Consider the following 19892-nt stretch of genomic DNA (forward strand, 5'->3'; position numbering starts at 1 on the left):
GCAAGAAACGTCGTTTGCTTGTTTCGAGCGGCGCAAATACCGTTGATTTATGACGGATTCGTACCTCGCCGCACCCTCGTCCGCGACATGGCGCGAGTCCCGGACCCGCCGCTACGCGATGACCCGGCCCGACTTCTTCGCCGTGGAATACGCGATCAACCCCTGGATGGACGTCGGCACACCCGTCGACGCCCACCTCGTCCGGGCGCAGTGGGACGCCCTGCGCCAGACGTACCTGCGGCTGGGCCACCACGTGGACGTGATCGGACCCGTGCCCGGTCTCCCGGACATGGTCTACGCCGCCAACGGCGGGTTCATCGCCCGCGACATCGCCATCGTCGCCAGGTTTCGGTTCGCCGAGCGTGCCGGCGAGTCTCGCGCCTATTCCGAATGGATGGCGTCGCTGGGTTATCGGCCGGTGGCCACCCGCCACGTCAACGAGGGACAGGGCGACCTGCTGATGGTCGGCGATACGGTGTTGGCGGGCTATGGGTTTCGGACCGACCGGCGCGCGCACCCGGAAATCGCCGCGGCGCTGGGCGTTCCGGTCGTCTCGCTGGAGCTGGTGGACCCGCGCTTCTACCATCTCGACACCGCGCTGGCAGTGCTCGACGACGACACGATCGCGTTCTATCCACCGGCATTTAGCGCGGCGGCGCAAGATCGGCTGCGCACACTCTTTCCGGACGCGATCGTCGTGGGAAGCGCCGACGCCTACGTGCTCGGGCTCAACGTCGTCTCCGACGGCCGCAACGTTGTGCTGCCTTCGGCGGCAACCGGTTTCGCCACACAACTGCGGGAGGCCGGCTTCGAGCCGGTCGGGGTGGATTTGTCCGAATTGCTCAAGGGCGGCGGCTCCGTCAAATGCTGCACATTGGAGGTATTCCCATGACGATTCTCGACGCCCGGACCGCCCACGGAACCGACGCGGCGATCGGGCTGGTCGAAAGGTATGCGGCGCATAACTATTCGCCGCTGCCCGTCGTCGCGGCAAGCGCAGAGGGCGCATGGATCACCGACGTCGAAGGCCGTCGCTACCTGGATTTCCTGGCCGCCTACTCGGCGGTCAACTTCGGTCACCGCCACCCCGAGATCACCGAGACCGCCCACGCGCAACTGGACACCGTCACGTTGGTGAGCCGCGCGTTCCACTCCGACACGCTCGGGCCGTTCTGCGCCGCGCTCGCCGGACTGTGCGGCAAGGACATGGTGCTGCCGATGAACTCGGGCGCCGAAGCCGTGGAGAGCGGGCTAAAGGTCGCCCGCAAATGGGGCGCCGAGGTCAAGGGCGTCGCCGCGGGACAGGCCAATATCATCGTGGCGGACAACAACTTCCACGGCCGCACGATCAGCATCGTCAGCTTCTCGTCCGACCCGACGGCGCGCGACGGGTTCGGGCCCTTCACCCCGGGATTCCGTTCGGTGCCGTTCGGCGACGCCGCGGCGCTGGCCCGGGCGATCGACGACGACACGGTGGCCGTGCTGCTCGAGCCCGTCCAGGGCGAGGCGGGCATCGTCGTCCCGCCCGACGATTACCTGTCGATGGTCCGCGCGCTGTGCAGCGAGCACAACGTGCTGATGATCGCCGACGAGATCCAGTCGGGGCTGGCCCGCACCGGCTACACGTTCGCCTGCGACCGGTGGGGCGTCGTGCCGGACGTCTACCTGCTCGGTAAGGCGCTGGGCGGCGGAGTGGTGCCCCTGTCCGCGGTCGTCGCCGACCGCGACATCCTCGGCGTGCTGCGCCCCGGCGAACACGGCTCGACCTTCGGCGGCAACCCACTCGCGGCGGCGATCGGCACCACGGTCGTCTCGATGCTGGCGCGTGGCGAATTCCAGGCCCGGTCGGCCCAATTGGGTGCGCACCTGCACCGCCGGCTGCGGGGGCTGATCGGTCACGGTGTGATCGCGGTGCGGGGCCTGGGGCTGTGGGCCGGCGTCGACATCGAACCCACGCTCGGCACCGGCAAGGAAATGAGCCTGCGGCTGGCCCGGCGCGGCGTCCTGGTGAAGGACACCCACGGCTCGACGCTGCGATTCGCGCCGCCGCTGGTGATCACCCGCCAGGAGATCGACTGGGCGATTGACCAGTTCGCTGCGGCATTGCGGGAGGCTCGCGCATAATCAGCTGATCCACGCAACAGGGGGCGCACGTGCCATCCAGCTCGATCAGCCTGACGGACCAAATGCTGCGGCGCCGTCCCGTCGTCGGCGCCCACGCCGCGCGCGGGGCCGCGGATCACCTCAAGCGCAGCATCGGCACTTTCCAGCTCACCATGTTCGGGGTCGGCTCCACGATCGGCACCGGCATCTTCTTCGTCATGTCCCAGGCGGTGCCCGAGGCCGGCCCCGGCGTGATCGTCTCGTTTCTCATCGCGGGCATCGCCGCCGGGCTGGCGGCCATCTGCTACGCCGAATTGGCTGCGGCGGTGCCGGTTTCGGGGTCGGCCTATTCCTACGCGTACACCACGCTGGGCGAGGCCGTCGCGATGGGCGTCGCGGCGTGCCTGCTGCTGGAGTACGGGGTGTCAACGGCCGCCGTCTCGGTCACCTGGAGTGGCTACCTGAACAAGCTGCTGCACAACGTGTTCGGATTCCAACTGCCGCACGCGCTGTCGGCGGCGCCCTGGGACTCGGAACCGGGCGTCGTGAACCTGCCGGCGATCATCCTGATCGTGATGTGCGCGCTGCTGCTGGTCCGCGGTGCCAGCGAGTCGGCCAAGGTCAACACCGTCATGGTGCTCACCAAGCTCGGCGTGTTGATTATGTTCGTCATCCTGGCGTTCACGGCCTTCGACCTCGGCCGGCTCAAGGACTTCGCCCCGTTCGGCGTCGCCGGCATCGGCTCGGCGGCCGGCACCATCTTCTTCTCGTACATCGGCCTCGACGCGGTCTCGACGGCCGGTGACGAGGTGAAGGATCCGCAGAAGACCATGCCGCGCGCCATCCTCGCGGCGCTGGCGACCGTCACTACCGTCTACGTGCTTGTCGCGCTGGCCGCGCTCGGCACCCAGTCGTGGCGCGACTTCGCCGCCCAGCAGGAGGCGGGGCTGGCCACGATCCTCGACAACGTCACCCACGGCCGTTGGGCCAGCACAATTCTGGCCGCTGGCGCCGTAATCTCGATCTTCTCGGTCACGTTGGTGACGATGTACGGCATGACGCGCATCCTGTTCGCCATGGGCCGCGACGGGCTGCTGCCGTCGCGGTTCGCCACGGTGAATGCGCGGACCATGACCCCGGTGAGCAACACGGTGATCGTCGCGGCGGCCGCGGGGTGCCTGGCCGCCTTCGTGCCGCTCGACAAGCTGACCGACATGGTGTCCATCGGCACCCTGACGGCGTTCATCGTCGTCTCCGTCGGCGTCATCATCCTGCGCGTGCGCGAACCCGACCTGCCGCGGGCGTTCAAGGTGCCGGGTTATCCTGTCACGCCGGCCCTTTCGGTGTTGGCCTGCGGCTACATCCTGGTCAGCCTGCACTGGTACACGTGGATCGCGTTCTCCGGATGGATTGCGGTGGCGCTGATCTTCTACTTCGTCTGGGGCCGCCACCACAGTGCCCTCAACGAGGAGGAAACGCCGTGACCGTGGTCGCCGGTTACCGGGCCGGCGAAGTCGGGCTGTCGGGTCTGCACCTGGCCGTCCGCGCCGCGCGGACGCTCGGGACGTCGCTCACCGTGGCGACCATCGTGCCCAAGCCGTGGCTGATACCGTCACTGGCCCGCGTCGACGCCGAATACGAGCAGTGGGCCGAGCATTTGGCGACGGACTCAGCGGAGGAGGCCGCGCGCTTCCTGCACCATCTGTGCGACGGGATCGACGTCACCTACCTGCATCGCGCGCACCGCTCGGTGTCGGCGGGACTGATCGAGGTGGTCGAGGAAGTCGGCGGCGAAGTCGTCGTGCTGGGGTCGCTGCCCAGCGGGGGACCGGGTCTGGTCGTCATCGGTACCACTGCCGACTGGCTGCTGCACGCGTCGACGGTGCCGGTCGCCATCAGCCCCCGCGGATATCGCGCGCACACAGGCGGATTGACGCGGATCACCTGCGCCTACGCCGCCACCCCCGACGCGGTCGAGGTGGTGCGGCGCTGTGCCGAGACCGCGCAGCGGTTCGGGGTACCGCTGCGGGTGATGACCTTCGCCGTCCGCGGCAAGACGATGTATCCGCCCGAGGTCGGATTGGGCGTCGAGGACGAGATCCTCGAGGCGTGGGCCGCGCAGGCGCGCGAGATCCTGGCGAGCCTGAAGACCGACGGGGTGGTCGGCGAAGACGTTGCGCTGCAAGTGGTTACCGGCCACGACTGGAACGAGGCGCTGGGCAACGCGGACTGGCACGACGGCGACATCCTGGCGCTCGGGACGCGACCGCGCGACGAAATCCGCCGGGTTTTCCTCGGTTCCCGCAGCGCCAAGATCATCCGCGAGAGCCCGGTGCCGGTGCTGGTGCTGCCCGGCTAGGAGCTGCCGAGCGTCACGCCAGCGTGACGCTCGCGGCGACTTGGCTCACGGACACTAGCGCGGCACCTGCACCAACGGCTGGCCGCCGATCTGGCCCCAGCAGCCGGCCGGGTCGCGCCCGTTCTTCACCTGATCATTGAGGCAGTTGAAGATCGCGATCCGCAGATCCGGTGGGGGCTGGTTGGCGCGCTGCTCGGCGGCCAACCGGTTCTGCTCCGCGGTCTTGACGTCCTGCTGGGCGTTGATCGTTTCCTGCACCTTCTGGTTGTAGGCGTCGATGCGCTGCTGGGTGGGCTGGTCGTAGAAGATCCGCGGGATCCGCACGTCGAGGATCTCGATCTCGGTGCCCACGGCGTCCTGCAGGTCCTTTTTGACCTGCGCGGCCATCGCCGGCAAGTCCGCGCCCTGGGCGGGTGCGGTCATCTGCGCCGACGCGCCCGGCGCGTTCGCCGCCGCCGCCAGCATCACCTGCGGGTTGAACGTGGCGAACACCTTCGACAACGCCACCTGCGCTTGCCGGTCCACCAACTGCTCCTTGATCGTCTGGAACACGTTGGCGCCGCCGTAATCCTGGAACAGCTTCGGGGCCGCGCCCTCGCGCAGCCGCCAGTTCAGGTTCTCGTCGACGTAGGCGTTGGAGTTGTTGGCCAGCCGCACATTGATCGCGGCCGGGTTGTTGTTGGCGCCCCTGCCCTGGCTGGCGTCGTCGAAGCTGTTCGACTCGAACGCCTGCAACTGGATCGCCTCCGACAGCTCACTCACCTTGCGCCACGGCGCATGCCACACGATCCCGGCGCCGTGCACGCCCACCGGCTTGCCGAACTCGGTGATGATGCCGACGTTGCGCGTGTCCACCCGGTCATAGGCGCTGATAAGGGTGAACACCACGCCGAACAACGCAGCCGCCGCGGTGATGCCCCACCAGGTCGGCCTCGTCCCCGCGCCGAGGAACAGGCTCGCGACGAAAGCCACGGCCGCCACCAGGAAAAACAGGATCGCAATAATCCACCACCCGGGCATGACATCCTCTCCTTGTTGCAGGTCGCGTCAGCGTACCGCCCGTCGACGGGCCTGTGAACGCTTTCGCGGGACACGCGGCTAGCGCTGCGCGGCGGCGTTGGCGGCCGCCTGAGCCTTACGCAGGGTGGCGGCGACATCGCCTCGACCCAAGAACATTTCGTCGAAATAGCTTTGCAGGGCGGTGTATCCCGCGGCGAAGCCGGCGCCGCCCGGCGCGGGGATGCGGGGGCCCTTCAGCACCGAGAAGAACGGCCGGACGTCGATGCCCTCGGTGGCCCAGTGGTCGAAGTAGACCGGCTGGGCCGAGAGCACCGCCGGAATGGCGGCGCCGTCGCGGCCCAGGTAGGCGTTGCCCTCCCGGCTGCCCATCCAGGCCAGCACCTGGCGCACCGCATCCGGGTGCTTGGTCGCCGAATTGCCCGCCGCGGCAATGCCGTTGGTGACACTCACGCGGCCGGCGGGACCCGCCGGCATCATCGCCACACCCCAGTGGAAGCGCGCATCGCGGGCGACCGGTTTCAGGTTGTAGGTGCCGGACTGGAAGAGCGCCATCTTGCCCGCCAGGAACTGATTGCGGGAGAAGTCGCCGTTGTCGTTGGTGTCGGAGGCCGGCGGCGCGACGTGGTCGTCATTGATGAGACGGACCAGATACCGGAAGGCCGACACCGCCGCTGGGTTGTCGAAGGCGAACTCGTCGCCGCGCTGGAACACCCCACCCGCCGAGCCGATGTAGTTCAGGTAGATACCCTGGGGGTCGTTGGCCGCGTTGTATCCCCACTGCCGGACCCGTCCGGCGTCGAAACGCGCTGTGCCTGCGGCATTTCCGTCGGTGTCGAGGGTCAGCCGGGACAGCAGGGGGCGCAGCGTGTCGCCGTCGCCGTTGGGGCTCCACCGCAAGCCGTCGAGTTGGGCGGGATCGACTCCGGCCGCCGCGAGCAGGTCGGCGTTGTAATACAGCGCGATTCCGCCGTCGGTCAGCTGCGGCACACCCCACAGCACGCCGCCGCGGGTGAACTGCTCGACCACCGCCGGATCCCAGTCGGCGGTCGCATTTGGGCCCAGCATCTGGCCGACGTCGAGCAACCGGCCGTCGTCGGCGTAGGCGGCGAGGTACGCGTTGGACACCCAGAAGATGTCGTCGGCGCTGCCGCCCGCGACGTCGGTGCGCAGCGTGTTGAAGTACGTCGAATACGCGACGATGTTGGTGCGGACCTCGATGTCGCGATGCGTGCGATTGAACTCCGCGAACGACTGCTGATACGCCGCGGCGATCTGGTCGGCCCAGACGCGCACCTTGACGACGATCTTGCCGCCGTGCGGTTCGGCGGAATAGTCCAACAGCACGGCCATCGCGGCCAGCAGCGCCGCCACCAGGGCCAGGGCCCCCGCGACGAGTGTCGATGAGCGGGGCCTCGTCATTTGAGCCCCGAAACGACAATCGACGCGACGATGTGGCGTTGGAAGCCGACGAACAGCGCGATCAGCGGGACGATCGCGAGCGTCGTCGCGGCCATCACCAACGTCCACTGAGAGTTGAACCGCGACTGCAGATCTGCCGTCGCCACGGTGAGCACCCGCCACTTGTGCCCGCTGGTGATCACCAGCGGCCACATGAAGTTGTTCCATTGCGACACCACCGTGATCAACGTCAAGGCGGCCAGCACCGGGCGGCTGGCGGGGATCACCACGTGCACGATCACGTCCAGGGTGTTGGCCCCGTCGAGGCGCGCGGCGTTGATCAAGTCGTTCGGGATGATGCGAAAGTGCTCGCGCAGCAAGAAAATCGCGTACGGCGAGCCGAACATGAACGGCAGCACCAACGCCCAGAACGTGTTGCGCAGGCCCAGCTGCGCCATCATCAGATACATCGGCACCACCGTGACCGTTCCCGGCACCATCAGCGTGGCGATGTAGACCCAGAACAGCGCGTCGCGCCCGGGGAAATGCAGGCGCGCGAACGCGTATCCGGCCAGCACCGAAAACGTCAGCTGGCCCACCAGGATCACCGCCGTCATCAGCGCGGTCACCGCCGCCGCCCGGCCGAACCCGGCGCCGCCCAGATCGGAGTAGTTGGCCAGCGTGGGCGGCCGCGGCAGTTGTAGCGGCGTGCCGGTGGCGAACTGGTGTGCCGAGGTGAAGGAGGTCAGCAATCCAAGGGCGAACGGCGCCAACGTGATCAGCGCACCCACCGTCAGGCCGGCGTAGATGGCAACGTTGAAGAGGCGGCTAGACGAGGTCATAGCTGATCCGCCGCCGGAAGTAGAGGTGCTGCACGACGGTGACCCCGATCAGGATGACGAACAGCACCACCGCCATCACCGATGCCCGCCCGATCGCCGCCGCCCCGAACGCCTCGGCGTAGATGCGGTGCGCCACCAGGTCGGTGCTGTTGCCCGGGCCGCCGCCGGTCAGGGCGTACACCATGTCGAAAACCTGTGCGGTGCTGACAATCCCGGTCACCAGGACGAAAAACATCGTCGGACGAAGCATGGGCAGGGTGATGCGCCAGAACCGTTGCCACGCGTTGGCGCCGTCGGTGCGCGCGGCCGCGTGGATGTCGTCGGGGATGGCCAACAGGCCCGCCAGGAACGACAGCGAGACATACCCGACGTTGGTCCACACCACGACGGCCGACACCAGCGGCAGCGCGAAGCTGGGGTCGGACAGCCACCCGATGCTGTGGCCCAGTACGGCGCTGACGGCGCCGTCGGTGGGAGCCAGGATCCAGCGCCAGAGCACCGCGATCGCCAGCGGCGCGCAGATCCAGGGCAGCACGTACACCGTGCGGAACAGCCCGGTCCCGGGGAGTTGGCGGGCGAGCATGGAGGCGGCCAGCAGACCGAGGACCGTCTGCGCGGGAACCACGATCGCGACGAAGACGGCGGTGACGACCAACGAGTTGGCGAAGCCGGAGTCCGTCAGCACCGACCGCCAGTTGGCCAGCCCCACATAGCGCAGCGGGCCCAGCAGGTCCCACCGGTAGAGGCTGAGCCAGATCACCACGAGGATGGGCAGCAACAGAAAGGCGATCACACCGAATAGGCTGGGTGCCAGCAGCGCGTAGCCCAGCGCGGTGGATCGCGGCTGTTTCCTCAGCACAGCGCTGGCCATGCAGGTAATTAAAGCGGGCGCAGGCGTCGTTCGGGGTGAGCGGTCGTTACGGTGGTGCGGTGACTTTGAACCGGGGGATCGATCCCGACTTCCTGGACCTGCCGCGCCACGAGCTCGCCGAAGCCGCGCTGTCGGCGGCCAAGGCGGCCGGGGCCAGCCACGCCGACCTGCGGCTTCACCGCCTGAGCAGCGAGATCATCCAGCTGCGCGACGGCGAACTGGAGACCGCGGTGGTCAGCCGCGAGGTGGGCCTGGCGGTGCGGGTGATCGTCGACGGCACCTGGGGATTCGCCTCCCACGCGGAGTTGGCGCCGGCCGTCGCGGCCGAGACCGCGCGCCGCGCCGTGCACGTGGCCACCACGCTGGCGATGCTGAACAAAGAGCGTGTCGAGCTCGCGGAGGAGCCGGTGTACACCGATGCCACCTGGGTGTCGAACTACCGGATCGACCCGTTCGAGATCCCCGGTCCCGACAAGATCGCCGTGCTGGAGGAGTACTCCGGGCGCCTGCTGGGCGCCGACGGCATCGACCACGTGTCGGCGGGCCTGACCGCCGTCAAGGAGCAGACGTTCTACGCTGACACCTTCGGATCGTCGATCACCCAGCAGCGGGTGCGGGTGCTGCCGTCGCTGGAGGCGGTGACCGTCGACGCCGCCGCCGGCAGCTTCGACTCGATGCGCACGCTGGCCCCGCCGATGGGACGCGGCTGGGAAGCGCTGGCCGGCGACGAGGTGTGGAACTGGACCGACGAGCTGGCGCAGCTGCCGTCGCTGCTCGCCGAGAAGGTCAAGGCGCCCAGCGTCACCGCGGGGCCGACGGATTTGGTGATCGACCCCACCAACCTGTGGCTGACCATCCACGAATCCATCGGCCACGCAACCGAATACGACCGCGCGATCGGCTACGAGGCCGCCTACGCCGGAACGTCGTTCGCCACCCCCGACAAGCTCGGCACCATGCGCTACGGCTCCCCGGTGATGAACGTGACCGCCGACCGCACCGTCGAACACGGCCTGGCCAGCATCGGCTACGACGACGAGGGAGTGGCCGCGCAAAGCTGGGATCTGGTGCGCGACGGGATCTTCGTCGGCTACCAGCTCGACCGGGTGTTCGCCCCCCGGCTTGGGCAGTCGCGCTCCAACGGGTGCTCGTACGCCGACTCGCCGCATCACGTGCCCATCCAGCGGATGGCCAACGTGTCGCTGCAGCCCGCTCCCGACGACATCAGCACGGCCGATCTGATCGGCCGCGTCGAGGACGGCATCTATATCGTCGGCGACAAGTCGTGGTCAATCGACATGCAGCGCTACAACTTTCAGTTCACCGGGCAGCGGTTCTTCCGCATCCGCGACGGCCGGTTGGACGGCCAGCTGCGTGACGTCGCCTACCAGGCGACGACCACCGATTTCTGGAATTCGCTGGAAGCCGTGGGTGGTGCGTCGACCTGGCGGCTGGGCGGCGCGTTCAACTGCGGCAAGGCGCAGCCCGGGCAGGTCGCCCCGGTCAGCCACGGCTGTCCGTCGGCGCTTTTCCGCGGGGTGAACGTGCTCAACACCGTCAGCGAGGGCACCCGATGATCACCCCGCAGCACGTCGTCAACATCGTTCTGGACGAGGCGGCCAAGCTCGGCGGCGCCAGCGAGACCATGGTGCTGGTCAGCGACAGGGTCGAGGCCACGCTGCGCTGGGCGGGCAATTCCATGACCACCAACGGGGTTTCGGTCAACCGCAGCATCGCCGTGATTTCCATTGTGCGGCAAGGCGACAGCGCACACATCGGCACCGTGGTCTCCGCCGAGGTCGACCCGCGGGTGATTCCGGGGCTGGTCGCGGCGTCCCAGGAGGCGGCCCGCTCGGCGCCGGAGGCCGGTGACGCCGCGCCGCTGCTGGCCGATAGCGGGGTGCCCGCCGATTGGGACGCACCGGTGCCGGGCACCGGCCCCCTGGTGTTCTCCGACGTCGCCGAGTCGCTGAGCCGGGGTTTCCTCGGCGCCGATCGATTGTATGGTTTTGCGCACCACAGTGTTTCGACGACATTCCTCGCGTCGTCGACCGGCCTGCGCCGGCGCTACACCCAGCCGACCGGGGCGCTGGAGATCAACGCCAAACGCGGCGACGCCAGCGCCTGGGCGGGCATCGGCACCGCCGACTTTGTTGATCTGCCCACCGATTCGCTGCTCGAGCAACTCTCGACGAGGCTTGATTGGGCCAAGCGCAGCGTCGCCCTGCCCGCCGGCCGCTACGAAACGATCATGCCGCCGTCGACGGTGGCCGACATGATGATCTACCTGGCCTGGTCGATGGCCGGCCGCGGCGCGCAAGAGGGACGCACGGCGTTATCCGCGCCCGGCGGGGGGACGCGGGTGGGGGAGCGGCTCACCGATCTGCCACTCACGCTGTTCTCCGACCCGATGGCGCCGGGGCTGGCGTGCACCCCGTTCGTCGCGGTGAGCGCCTCCTCGGAGACGATGTCGGTGTTCGACAACGGCATGGAGATCGCCCAGGTGGACTGGATCCGCAACGGCGTTATCAACGCCCTGGCCTACCCACGAGCCACGGCCGAGAAGTTCGACGCCAAGGTCGCCGTCGCCGCCGACAATTTGGTGATGACCGGCGGGTCGGCGGAGCAAGCCGACATGATCGCGGCCACCGAGCGCGGCCTGCTGTTGACCACCCTGTGGTACATCCGCGAGGTCGACCCGACCACGCTGCTGCTCACCGGGCTCACCCGCGACGGCGTCTACCTGATCGAGGACGGCGAGGTGACCGCGGCGGTCAACAACTTCCGGTTCAACGAGAGCCCGCTGGACCTACTGCGGCGGGCCAGCGAGGCGGGCGTGAGCGAAAAGACGCTGCCGCGAGAATGGGGTGACTGGGCGACCCGGGCGGCCATGCCGTCGCTGCGGATACCGGATTTCTATATGTCTTCGGTGAGCCAAGCGCAGTAGCGTGTGAGAAATGCTGACGCGGTTGGTGGCCCTGTCCCCGGGCGACGGGCGCATGACGGGCCTGGTACGGCGGGTGTGCGCGCAGACGATGTCGTTGCCGCCATTGCCCGCCGCGGTCGAGGTTTCCGAGCCGGCGTCGGAGGCGGAGGCCGTCGTTGCCGAGTTCGCCGAGCAGTTCAGCGCCGACGTCTCGGCGATCACCGGCGAACAGCGATCTCGATTGTGGAAGCAGCTGGGCGACAACACCTTTAGCGTGGTGACGCAGATGTACATCGCCGACTTCGTTCCGCGCGTGCGGGCCGGGCTGGAGGCGTTGGGCGTCGGTACGGAACACCTCGGCTGGGTGAACGGTCCGATCACGTGGGACCGCGCTACCGAGCCGTCGGATTTGGTGTTCAACGAGTTCCTGCCCGCCGTGGCCCGGATGCGCGCGCTGGACCCGGTCACCTCCGAGCTGGTCCGGCTGCGGGGCGCCGCGCAGCACAACTGCCGGCTGTGCAAATCGCTGCGTGAGAGCACGGCGCTGGACGCCGGGGCATCCGAGTCGCTGTACGGCGACATCGAACGCTACGAGGACTCGCCGGTGCTGACCCCGCGCGCTAAAGCAGCGCTGCGCTATACCGATGGGTTAATTTGGACGCCTGCGCACCTCGTCGCCGACGTTGTCGCCGAGGTGCGCTCCGGGTTTTCCGAGGCCGAGGCCGTCGAGCTCACCTTCGACGTCATGCGCAATGCCAGCAATAAAGTCGCGGTGTCGCTGGGCGCCGACGCCCCGCGGGTCGAGGAGGGAACCGAGCGATACTTGCTCGACGCCGACGGGCAGACGGTCTTCAGCTGACGGCCGACATGCGGCCAAGGTGCCGCGGCGTGCACGGCACCTCGGTCGGTTGGAGCTGCGGTCTAGCCGCCGCCTCCGCCGCCGGCGCCGGCTTCGCCAACGTTGTAGTAGTCGATGTCGTTGGGGTCGGCGCTGATCGTGGTCTTGGCCGGGTGCGTTGCCTCGGTGATCGCCACCACCGGTGCCGCAGCCATGGCCGCGATCGCGAGCGCCGCGAAGGCGGCTCGCGCGCCAAGGCGTCGAGGACAGTCGGCTGTAGTTCTACTCATTCGCAATTTCCTCTCAGGCTTCTTTGACTGTTGGTAATGCGCGCATTAGTCGGAGTGTGCGCCCGGGAATCACCACTGGGCGCCCAGCAAGGTAACGGGGAAGTAAATGAAAAATACTCTTTTGTTTCAATCGGTTGGCCGTCGAGTAAATCGCTATTGGTTTTCGTGCGCGTTGGATTCGGGCGTGGTGTTCAACCGTAAGTCGTTGGCATGCAATCGAAGCCGCGAATTGGGTCTCGTCGAGGCAAAGCGGCAGATCACCGTCGCCCGCCGGAAGCCGGCGCCAACTGCGATCCGCCTCTGACCTGCACGAAGGCAACGCGGCACCCATGTTCCGGTCACGGCCCACTGCGATTGCCGCACCGCGTTAAGTTCGCGTTAGCGGCACAAAAACCGCGCCGCCAAGCATTGTTCACAAGTCGGCTGGTAAGTGGCAATCGGGCCCGGCTAGGTCGTTCTTGCCAGTAACTTCAACAGCCAGAGTCGCTGCAACACAAGTTGTTTACGAGCTTTTGTAGGGAGACCCGCAACCCGTAGTCGACGCGTGATGGCCGTCGACGGCCACGCGATGCCTACAGGTGCGACTCGTAGCCACGTGTAAACGCCTTTGCTGCGGCGCGGCCCGTCCGCACGCGCACTTCTTTTGCGCAAACTGTCGGCGGCTCACCTCGCTAACGGCGCTGTTGTGAGGGCGCCGAAACAATCCGCAACATTTGGCCGGGTCCCGATGGCCTTCGCCGTCGATGACGCCAGCGTTCGCGGGCGCGCGCCGGCGCGACCCACCACACGGCCGCTGGGCAACGAGGAGCGCTAGTGTGATCCTCGCACCTCAACTCGACCGGGGGCGGTAGCTCAGTTGGTTAGAGCCGCGGACTCATAATCCGTTGGTCGCGGGTTCGAGCCCCGCCCGCCCCACCGTAAAGCTGTATGAGCTCGGCTGATGGTTGACATTTTGGCTTCGGGTGATGCCTGACAGTGTTTCGGCTGATGGTTGACAGTTACTTCGGCTGATCCTTGACACTCTGGAATGAGGGAGTTAAGCGCGGCGTGCCACCGTGGGTACGGTCGCGCACTTTAGTTGCACACGCGGGCATTTCATTATCCGAACAGCGACCAACGCCGTGGCCATGGATACCGCCGTCCCTCAGGATCACGCGGGCTTGCGGGCCGAATTATCCGAGCTGGCCAATGGGACCGGCTCGTCGCTGTCCGTGCGGGCCGCGCCCGCGGCGAGGTGCTTCAGCAGCTCGGCCTGGATCAGCCGGCGCCCGGGAGCGAGCCGGTGCGAGAGCCCGTTCAGCAGGATCAGCGTGCGCCCGACGAGCGCGAAGTCCTCCGGGATCTTGCGCAGGCTCGTCTCGCCCAGGATCTCGAAGAAGCCGGCCTCGGTGTCGCTGTCGCCGATCGTCATCAGCATCAGCGTGCGCAGGTTGTCGGGTTTCATCGAGGCGACATCGAAGCCGAGCTGCTCGGCTGCGGCGAACGCGGATCGCGAGTCACCGATCATCGAAGACACCATCATCGTCGCGACGAGCCGCGCGAATCCTGGTGGTAGCTCCTTGGCCAAGCCGAAATCGAGGAGGCCGATCCGGGCGTCGGGCAGAATCAGCAGGTTCCCGGGGTGCGGATCGCCGTGGAAGAAGCCCTGCTCAAAGATCATCGTGCCGTAGAGTGCGCCGACCCTGCGCGCGATTTCCGCGAGCTTGTGGCCCGCCGCGACAAGCTCTTTCGTGCGCGCGACCTGGATACCCTCCAGGTACTCGAGCACGATCACGTTGTCGCCGCACAGCTCCGGATGGACGCGGGGGACGACCACGAAGGGGACGTCAGCGAGGTTCTTCGCGAGCCGCTCGGTCGAGCGTGCCTCGCGCCGGAAGTCGAGCTCGAACTCGATGAAGCGCGTCGTCTCGGTGACGAGCGCTCGCAGGTCGATGCGCCGCTGCACGAGCATGACGATCCCGACGACGCGGCGCAGCATGCCGAGGTCGAGCGGAATGATCCTCGGGATCTCGGGATAGCGGATCTTCAGGACGACCTGACTGCCGTCGCGCAGCGTCGCGCGGTGCACCTGCGCCAACGAAGCGGCGGCGAGGGCCCGGCGGTCGATCGTCGCGAAGACCTCGTCGAGCGGGCGGCCGAGGTCGCGCTCGACGAGCGGCCGCAGCGTCTCGAAGGGGCGCGGCGGCACTGCGTCGTGGAACTGGCTCAGTTCCTCGATGAAGGGCGCTGGCAAGAAGTCGGCCCGTGCGCCCTGGATCTGGGCGGCCTTCGTGAAGGCGCCGGCCAGCGAGAGCGCGACGCGCTTGATCTCGCGGGCCGCCGCGCGGTGCGCGCGCTGCCAATCGGCGTCGTTCGTAGCCCACAGCGCGGTGCGATCGCGCGCCAGGAGCAGCAGGTACCGGGGTAGGACGCGCACGACCGCGAGTGACACGCGCAGGACTCGGACGACTCGAAAGTGTCGGATCACGAAGCTGCTGCGCGCCTTTGCTATCGAAGTCGAGATAGGGGGTGCCCTTCGCGATCCCTGCCTCGCGAGAGGTCCAGAGCTTCCGGGCGACGCGCGGCCAGGGGGGACTGGCGGGCCTCGTGGAACGCGACGCGCGCGCTTGAGGCGATCGTGGGCACGGTGTTATTGTGGCCGGTCAGTCGGTCATTCTCAACACTGTGCTCGCCCAGAGGACCCCGCCATGACGTCTCGTGTCTGGCAGCGCTCGGCGCCCTCTCGCGACCGGTCGTCACCTCTTCCTTCTCCTAACGGCTCCGCTGACTTCGACCTGTTCCTGCCGCTGCGCAGCGCCGGCTCGCTCGAAAACCCCTACCCGATTTACTCCGTGATTCGCACCGTGCGGCCCGTGCTCGAGGTGCCGGTCCCGAATTACGCCGGACCCGGCGCGTGGATGCTCACGCGCTACCGCGACGTCCACTCGGCGTTGCGCGACCCGCGCTTTTCAGTCGAACGGCTGCGCGCGCCGCTCATGCGCGACAACCTCGACCGCATGCCGGAGTTCTTGCGCCAGAACGCGACCGGCATGCGCTCGATGCTGACCATGGACGCGCCCGACCACACGCGCGTGCGCAAGCTCGTCAACAAGGCCTTCACGCCCAAGCGCATCGAAGCGCTGCGCGGCCACATCGAGGCGATCGTCGGCGAGCTGGCCGACGAAGCACAGGCCAAGGGGACCTTCGACCTGATCCACGACCTCGCCGAGCCGCTCCCGGCGATTGTGATCGCTGAGCTGCTCGGCGTCCCGGCGGAGGACCACCGTCAGTTCCGTCAGTGGTCCAGCGCGATGATCAACGGCTTCGCGTCGCCGAGCGCGGAGGGGCGTGCGACCGGCGCCGAGGCGGCGCGCCAGATCTTCGACTACCTCGCCGACATCATCGCTGCCCGCCGCCGCGCCCCGCGCGAGGACCTGATCAGCGCGATGATCGCGGCCCAGGAGGAGCGCGACGCTCTCACCGACGCCGAGCTGCTCGCGACCGGCAACCTGCTGCTGCTCGCCGGCCACGAGACAACGACCAACCTGATCGGCAACGGCACGCTCGCCCTGTTGCGCGAGCCCGATCAGTGGCACCGACTCTGCAACGAGGCCGCGCTGCTCCCGACCGCGATCGAAGAGCTGCTCCGTTACGACGGGCCCGTGCAGGCGACGGTGCGTGTCGCGCTTGAAGACGTCGCGATCGATGACCATGTCATCCCGGAGGGTTCGCTCGTTCTGGTGAGCATCGGCGCGGCGAACCACGACCCCGACCGGTTCGAGGACCCCGACCAGCTCGACCTCGCGCGCGACCCAAACCCGCACCTCGCGTTCGGGTTCGGCGCGCACTTCTGCCTCGGGGCGCCGCTCGCGCGGCTCGAGGCCCGGCTCGCGTTCGACGCGCTGACGCAGCGCTTTCCGGGGCTCTCGCTCGTGGAGGACAGGCCGGTGTACCGGGAGAGTCCGGTGCTGCGCGGGCTCACGAGCCTGGACGTGGCCGCTTAGGCGCGATGCCGCTCGCGGTCGCGAGTCTCGAACCCCCCCTTCGCTGCGCTCACAGCTCCGCCGCGACCGGTGGCGGCAGCGGCACTCCCTTGCTCGCCATGGCCATCACAGCCGCGAGTTTGCGACTGCGCGGCGAATTCGATTGAGGGATAACAGGTCGTCGTCCTGTACGTACTTGCCCACGCCACCCTGCCGGGTTAGGAGGCGATGTACGCGAGCAAGTGCGGGTTGAGGACATCGGCGTGCGTTGTCGGCGAAGGACTATTTCAACCTCCGGCCGTGTTGCCTCAGCAGAATGCCGAGGGCTGTGACCGTGCGTTGACTGACTGATATCGCCACGACGCCTCCCTCGGAAACATTCACTCGCACGAAGGAGTCGAACCTGTGAGCTCGCCGTCTCTGCACTTCAACGCTTTCATCTGGCCGAACGGCTATCACGAGGCCGCGTGGCGTGTCGTCGACGGCGATGTACGCAATGTCCTGGGCCTGTCCTATTACACGGACATCGCGCGCATCGCGGAACGCGGTCTGATGGACTCGATCTTCTTGGCCGACAACATTGCCATCGCCGAATATCGCGCTACGTACCTGCCTCAGACGCAGTTCGACCCGATAGCGGTACTCTCGGCGCAGGCAGCAGTCACCGAACACATCGGGCTGATCGGGACCGGCTCGACGACCTACAGCAAGCCGTGGGAGCTGGCTCGCCGCTTCGCGACGCTGGATCACCTCAGCGGTGGCCGCGCCGGGTGGAACATCGTCACCACCGTCACTCCGCTGGCCGCCGCCGCGTTCGGCGAGCGATTCCATCCCGAGCACGCCGACCGCTACGCGCAGGCCCACGAGTTCGTCGACGCCGTCACCCACGTGTGGGACAGCTGGGAGGACGACGCGGTCATCGGCGACCGCGACCGCGGCGTGTGGGCAGACCGCGCCAAGTTGCATGCGCCGCGCTTTCACGGCAAGTACTACGACGTCGAGGGCATCCAGCCATTTCCGCGCAGCCCGCAGGGGCATCCGGTACTCGTTCAAGCGGGGCAGTCTGCCGCAGGTGTCGGGCTTGCCGCGCGATACGCCGAAGTGGTCTTCTCCGGACCGCCCTCACTTGAGGCGGCGGTCGCTTTCCGAGCCAACCTTCACGAACAGGCCGCGGCCCTAGGCCGAAAGCCCGATCAGGTGCTGGTGCTGCCCGCATTGATGATCACACTCGGCGGCACCGAAGCCGAGGCTCGAGCGCGCGCACAGCGCCTCGAAGACCTGGAGAACCCCGAGTTTCGTTGGCAGAACACTCTTTACACAGCGGGACTTGACCCGGACCGCTTCGATCCCGATGCTCCGCTGCCCGCCGAACTCTGGGCCGAGCGGTCGGCGCCGTCAAGCCGCGCCGAGCAGCTGTTTGCAGCCTCGCGCGCGCGGCCGGAGGCCTCGTTGAGGGAGATCGCCAAGCAGGTGACTGGCGGACTGGCGGGACAGACGCATTTCATCGGCACGCCGGAGCAGCTGGCCGGCCATGTGACCGCGTGGCAGGACGCAGGAGCAGTCGACGGGTTCACCATCATGGGATCGACATTGCCGCACGAACTTACGACGTTCGTCGATCATGTCGTTCCCATCCTGCAGCGCCGCGGCCGATTCCGCACCGAATACGCCGGGCCCACACTGCGCGATCACCTTGGGCTTGAACGGCCGGCGAAATAGCGTCTTCCTTAGAACTCGTCGCGATCGACACGAAGCGGACCTGGCCCGAAGGGTCAGATCGAGCAGTCGCCGGTGGCACGAACCGGACCCGCAGGCCCAACTTCGCCGGGCACTTTCGCCTGACAGGTTAAGAGGCACCGGTAAACACGTGTCCGACGATGTGGTCGGCGGAACCAATCGATGACGGTTGGCGGATATTCCGGATTGATCCGGGTTTTTCGGGTTACTCCGGGTGGGGGCGCTGAGCGGTGTGGACGGAGCGGCTCGACGTCTGTTGTGCGCCCAGGATCCGAAGAATGCTCGGAGCGCGCCGATGCACGAAAGGGGGAGTGACGCCGTGGGGGAGGACGACGAGAACTCGATCCACCGCGGGGGCCCACGCTCCGAGGGCAACCTCGAGCTGTTCTTTGATCTCGTATTCACTTTCGCCATGTCGCAGGTCACGCTGCTTGTCCTGCACGACCTTTCGCCAAGGGGTTTCGGCCGGGCCGCCCTGGCGCTGCTTGCGGTGTGGTGGGCCTGGGCGGGTTACACGTGGCTCATCAACACGTTCGACACGACCAACGTGTGGCACCAAGCGGTGGTCATCGCTGCGATGGCCGCGATGCTCGTCGCCGCAGCGGCACTTCCCGCAGCTTTCGGGTCGGGTGCGCTGGTCTTCGCGATCGGCCTGCTGGTGGTTCGGTCGATCCACGTGGTGAAGTTCGTCGCCCTTTCTTCGCACGAGGACCCCGCGTTGCGGGAGGGCACCCGTCGAATAGCGCCGGCGTTCGTCGCCGCCCCCGCGTGCATCGTGGCCGCCGCCTTCGTTGACTCGCCCGGCCGCGAGCTGCTGTGGGTAGCCGCGGCGGTGATCGACTACGGCGCACCGGCCGCGCTCGGCCTCGGCGGCTTCCGCGTCTCACCGTCCTACTTCGTCTCGCGTCACGGCTCGATCATCATCATCGCGCTCGGCGAGGTGGTAGTGGAATTGGGCGGAGCCGCAAGGGATCTCGACCGATGGGAGGTCATCGCTGCTCTGGTGCTGGGTGTGGCCGTCATGGCCACGTTCTGGTGGACCTACTTCGGTTTGACGTCCGGAGCGCGGCAGCGGCTAGAGCAGGCCACCGGTATAGAACGGGCCCATCTTGCCCGTGATGCCTACAGCTACCTGCATCTACCCCTCGTCGCCGGCATCATGCTGTTCGCCGTCGGAGCGCACGCCGCTATCGAGCACGCCACCGTCACCCTGCCGTTGCTGTCCGCGATTGCACTGGCCGGCGGCGTGGCACTGTTCTACTTCGCTGACGTCGCCTACCGATGGCGTGACCACCGGCAGGCCCCAGCCGACCGCGCCGTTACCGGAGCAGCCGCGGCGGCGGCCCTGCCTGCGTTGTTGCACATGCCCGCCCTCGCAGCGCTCGGCCTGCTCGCCGGCATCGGGGTGTGCCGTTTGGTCTGGGAATTGTGGCGGCGCCCGCGGATCGGTCCGGCCGTAGCAGGACAAGCGCGTTGAGGGCGGCGCCGCTCACGCGAGCGGCCGCGTCCGCGGGTCGGTTGAGCAGCCAGCCGACGGCAGAGGTAA

General features: G+C 67.7%; 16 protein-coding genes and 1 tRNA gene. 11 read left to right on the top strand and 6 right to left on the bottom strand.

From position 1 onward, the window contains the following. The first annotated feature begins 49 nt into the window (after window positions 1-49). Genes ddaH through AC5Y4S_RS18290 form a run of 4 tightly spaced genes read left to right on the top strand, consistent with a single transcriptional unit; the run spans window position 50 to window position 4462 of the window. Complete coding sequence (gene ddaH, locus AC5Y4S_RS18275) at window positions 50-892, top strand: dimethylargininase (protein ID WP_500034097.1); 843 nt, start codon at window positions 50-52, stop codon at window positions 890-892. Beyond that, window positions 889-2124: an ornithine--oxo-acid transaminase gene (gene rocD, locus AC5Y4S_RS18280; RefSeq protein ID WP_500034098.1), complete on the top strand. Its 1236-nt coding sequence runs from the start codon at window positions 889-891 to the stop codon at window positions 2122-2124. Before ddaH ends, rocD begins: the two co-directional genes overlap by 4 nt. Before the next feature lie 29 nt (window positions 2125-2153). Then, complete coding sequence (locus tag AC5Y4S_RS18285) at window positions 2154-3587, top strand: amino acid permease (protein WP_500034099.1); 1434 nt, start codon at window positions 2154-2156, stop codon at window positions 3585-3587. After that, window positions 3584-4462, top strand: coding sequence for a universal stress protein (locus AC5Y4S_RS18290; RefSeq protein ID WP_500034100.1), 879 nt, complete (start codon window positions 3584-3586; stop codon window positions 4460-4462). Before AC5Y4S_RS18285 ends, AC5Y4S_RS18290 begins: the two co-directional genes overlap by 4 nt. Window positions 4463-4516: 54 nt before the next feature. On the opposite strand, the gene AC5Y4S_RS18295 is transcribed toward AC5Y4S_RS18290, so the two are convergent. From AC5Y4S_RS18295 to AC5Y4S_RS18310, 4 genes are all read right to left on the bottom strand, one after another. Continuing rightward, window positions 4517-5482 (bottom strand): SPFH domain-containing protein, encoded by a 966-nt coding sequence (locus AC5Y4S_RS18295; RefSeq protein WP_500034101.1) that lies wholly within the window; start codon window positions 5480-5482, stop codon window positions 4517-4519. A 78-nt stretch (window positions 5483-5560) separates the two neighbouring features. Continuing rightward, window positions 5561-6901, bottom strand: coding sequence for an ABC transporter substrate-binding protein (locus tag AC5Y4S_RS18300; protein WP_500034102.1), 1341 nt, complete (start codon window positions 6899-6901; stop codon window positions 5561-5563). Continuing rightward, window positions 6898-7722, bottom strand: a complete 825-nt coding sequence (locus AC5Y4S_RS18305; protein ID WP_500034103.1) for a carbohydrate ABC transporter permease — start codon at window positions 7720-7722, stop codon at window positions 6898-6900. The genes AC5Y4S_RS18300 and AC5Y4S_RS18305 overlap by 4 nt, the downstream gene beginning before the upstream one ends. Further along, on the bottom strand, window positions 7709-8578 hold the full coding sequence (locus AC5Y4S_RS18310) for a carbohydrate ABC transporter permease (protein ID WP_500034607.1): 870 nt from the start codon (window positions 8576-8578) through the stop codon (window positions 7709-7711). Before AC5Y4S_RS18310 ends, AC5Y4S_RS18305 begins: the two co-directional genes overlap by 14 nt. 74 nt (window positions 8579-8652) lie before the next feature. On the opposite strand from AC5Y4S_RS18310, the gene AC5Y4S_RS18315 reads away from it, so the two are divergent. The 3 genes from AC5Y4S_RS18315 to AC5Y4S_RS18325 are packed head-to-tail and all read left to right on the top strand — an operon-like array spanning window position 8653 to window position 12378. Then, window positions 8653-10170 carry a TldD/PmbA family protein gene (locus tag AC5Y4S_RS18315; RefSeq protein ID WP_500034104.1) on the top strand — a complete coding sequence of 506 codons (1518 nt, stop codon included), beginning with the start codon at window positions 8653-8655 and terminating at the stop codon, window positions 10168-10170. Then, on the top strand, window positions 10167-11540 hold the full coding sequence (locus AC5Y4S_RS18320) for a metallopeptidase TldD-related protein (protein ID WP_500034105.1): 1374 nt from the start codon (window positions 10167-10169) through the stop codon (window positions 11538-11540). Before AC5Y4S_RS18315 ends, AC5Y4S_RS18320 begins: the two co-directional genes overlap by 4 nt. Window positions 11541-11550: 10 nt before the next feature. Further along, window positions 11551-12378, top strand: coding sequence for a carboxymuconolactone decarboxylase family protein (locus AC5Y4S_RS18325; RefSeq protein ID WP_500034106.1), 828 nt, complete (start codon window positions 11551-11553; stop codon window positions 12376-12378). Window positions 12379-12440: 62 nt separating this feature from the next. On the opposite strand, the gene AC5Y4S_RS18330 is transcribed toward AC5Y4S_RS18325, so the two are convergent. Beyond that, a complete protein-coding gene (locus AC5Y4S_RS18330; RefSeq protein WP_500034107.1) occupies window positions 12441-12647 on the bottom strand; it encodes a hypothetical protein in 207 nt (68 codons plus the stop codon). An 841-nt stretch (window positions 12648-13488) separates the two neighbouring features. Between AC5Y4S_RS18330 and AC5Y4S_RS18335 the strand changes: the two genes are divergently transcribed. After that, window positions 13489-13562 (top strand) — tRNA-Ile (locus AC5Y4S_RS18335). Window positions 13563-13797: 235 nt separating this feature from the next. On the opposite strand, the gene AC5Y4S_RS18340 is transcribed toward AC5Y4S_RS18335, so the two are convergent. After that, on the bottom strand, window positions 13798-15078 hold the full coding sequence (locus AC5Y4S_RS18340; RefSeq protein WP_500034108.1) for an ABC1 kinase family protein: 1281 nt from the start codon (window positions 15076-15078) through the stop codon (window positions 13798-13800). Window positions 15079-15334: 256 nt separating this feature from the next. Between AC5Y4S_RS18340 and AC5Y4S_RS18345 the strand changes: the two genes are divergently transcribed. The 3 genes from AC5Y4S_RS18345 to AC5Y4S_RS18355 all read left to right on the top strand — a co-directional run bounded on the left by AC5Y4S_RS18345 (window position 15335) and on the right by AC5Y4S_RS18355 (window position 19823). Further along, window positions 15335-16630 (top strand): cytochrome P450, encoded by a 1296-nt coding sequence (locus tag AC5Y4S_RS18345; RefSeq protein ID WP_500034109.1) that lies wholly within the window; start codon window positions 15335-15337, stop codon window positions 16628-16630. Window positions 16631-17014: 384 nt separating this feature from the next. Then, window positions 17015-18328: an NtaA/DmoA family FMN-dependent monooxygenase gene (locus AC5Y4S_RS18350; RefSeq protein WP_500034110.1), complete on the top strand. Its 1314-nt coding sequence runs from the start codon at window positions 17015-17017 to the stop codon at window positions 18326-18328. A gap of 313 nt (window positions 18329-18641) precedes the next feature. Then, window positions 18642-19823, top strand: a complete 1182-nt coding sequence (locus tag AC5Y4S_RS18355; protein WP_500034111.1) for a low temperature requirement protein A — start codon at window positions 18642-18644, stop codon at window positions 19821-19823. Window positions 19824-19892: the final 69 nt, after the last annotated feature.

Source organism: Mycobacterium sp. NGS64 (genome assembly GCF_059812245.1).

Excerpts from the sequence above, each read along its gene's own strand:
- ddaH (WP_500034097.1), top strand. The coding sequence starts at position 50 with ATGACGGATTCGTACCTCGCCGCACCCTCGTCCGCGACATGGCGCGAG.
- rocD (WP_500034098.1), top strand. The coding sequence starts at position 889 with ATGACGATTCTCGACGCCCGGACCGCCCACGGAACCGACGCGGCGATC.
- AC5Y4S_RS18295 (WP_500034101.1), bottom strand. The coding sequence starts at position 5,482 with ATGCCCGGGTGGTGGATTATTGCGATCCTGTTTTTCCTGGTGGCGGCC.
- AC5Y4S_RS18300 (WP_500034102.1), bottom strand. The coding sequence starts at position 6,901 with ATGACGAGGCCCCGCTCATCGACACTCGTCGCGGGGGCCCTGGCCCTG.
- AC5Y4S_RS18305 (WP_500034103.1), bottom strand. The coding sequence starts at position 7,722 with ATGACCTCGTCTAGCCGCCTCTTCAACGTTGCCATCTACGCCGGCCTG.
- AC5Y4S_RS18320 (WP_500034105.1), top strand. The coding sequence starts at position 10,167 with ATGATCACCCCGCAGCACGTCGTCAACATCGTTCTGGACGAGGCGGCC.
- AC5Y4S_RS18325 (WP_500034106.1), top strand. The coding sequence starts at position 11,551 with ATGCTGACGCGGTTGGTGGCCCTGTCCCCGGGCGACGGGCGCATGACG.
- AC5Y4S_RS18330 (WP_500034107.1), bottom strand. The coding sequence starts at position 12,647 with ATGAGTAGAACTACAGCCGACTGTCCTCGACGCCTTGGCGCGCGAGCC.
- AC5Y4S_RS18345 (WP_500034109.1), top strand. The coding sequence starts at position 15,335 with ATGACGTCTCGTGTCTGGCAGCGCTCGGCGCCCTCTCGCGACCGGTCG.
- AC5Y4S_RS18355 (WP_500034111.1), top strand. The coding sequence starts at position 18,642 with ATGCACGAAAGGGGGAGTGACGCCGTGGGGGAGGACGACGAGAACTCG.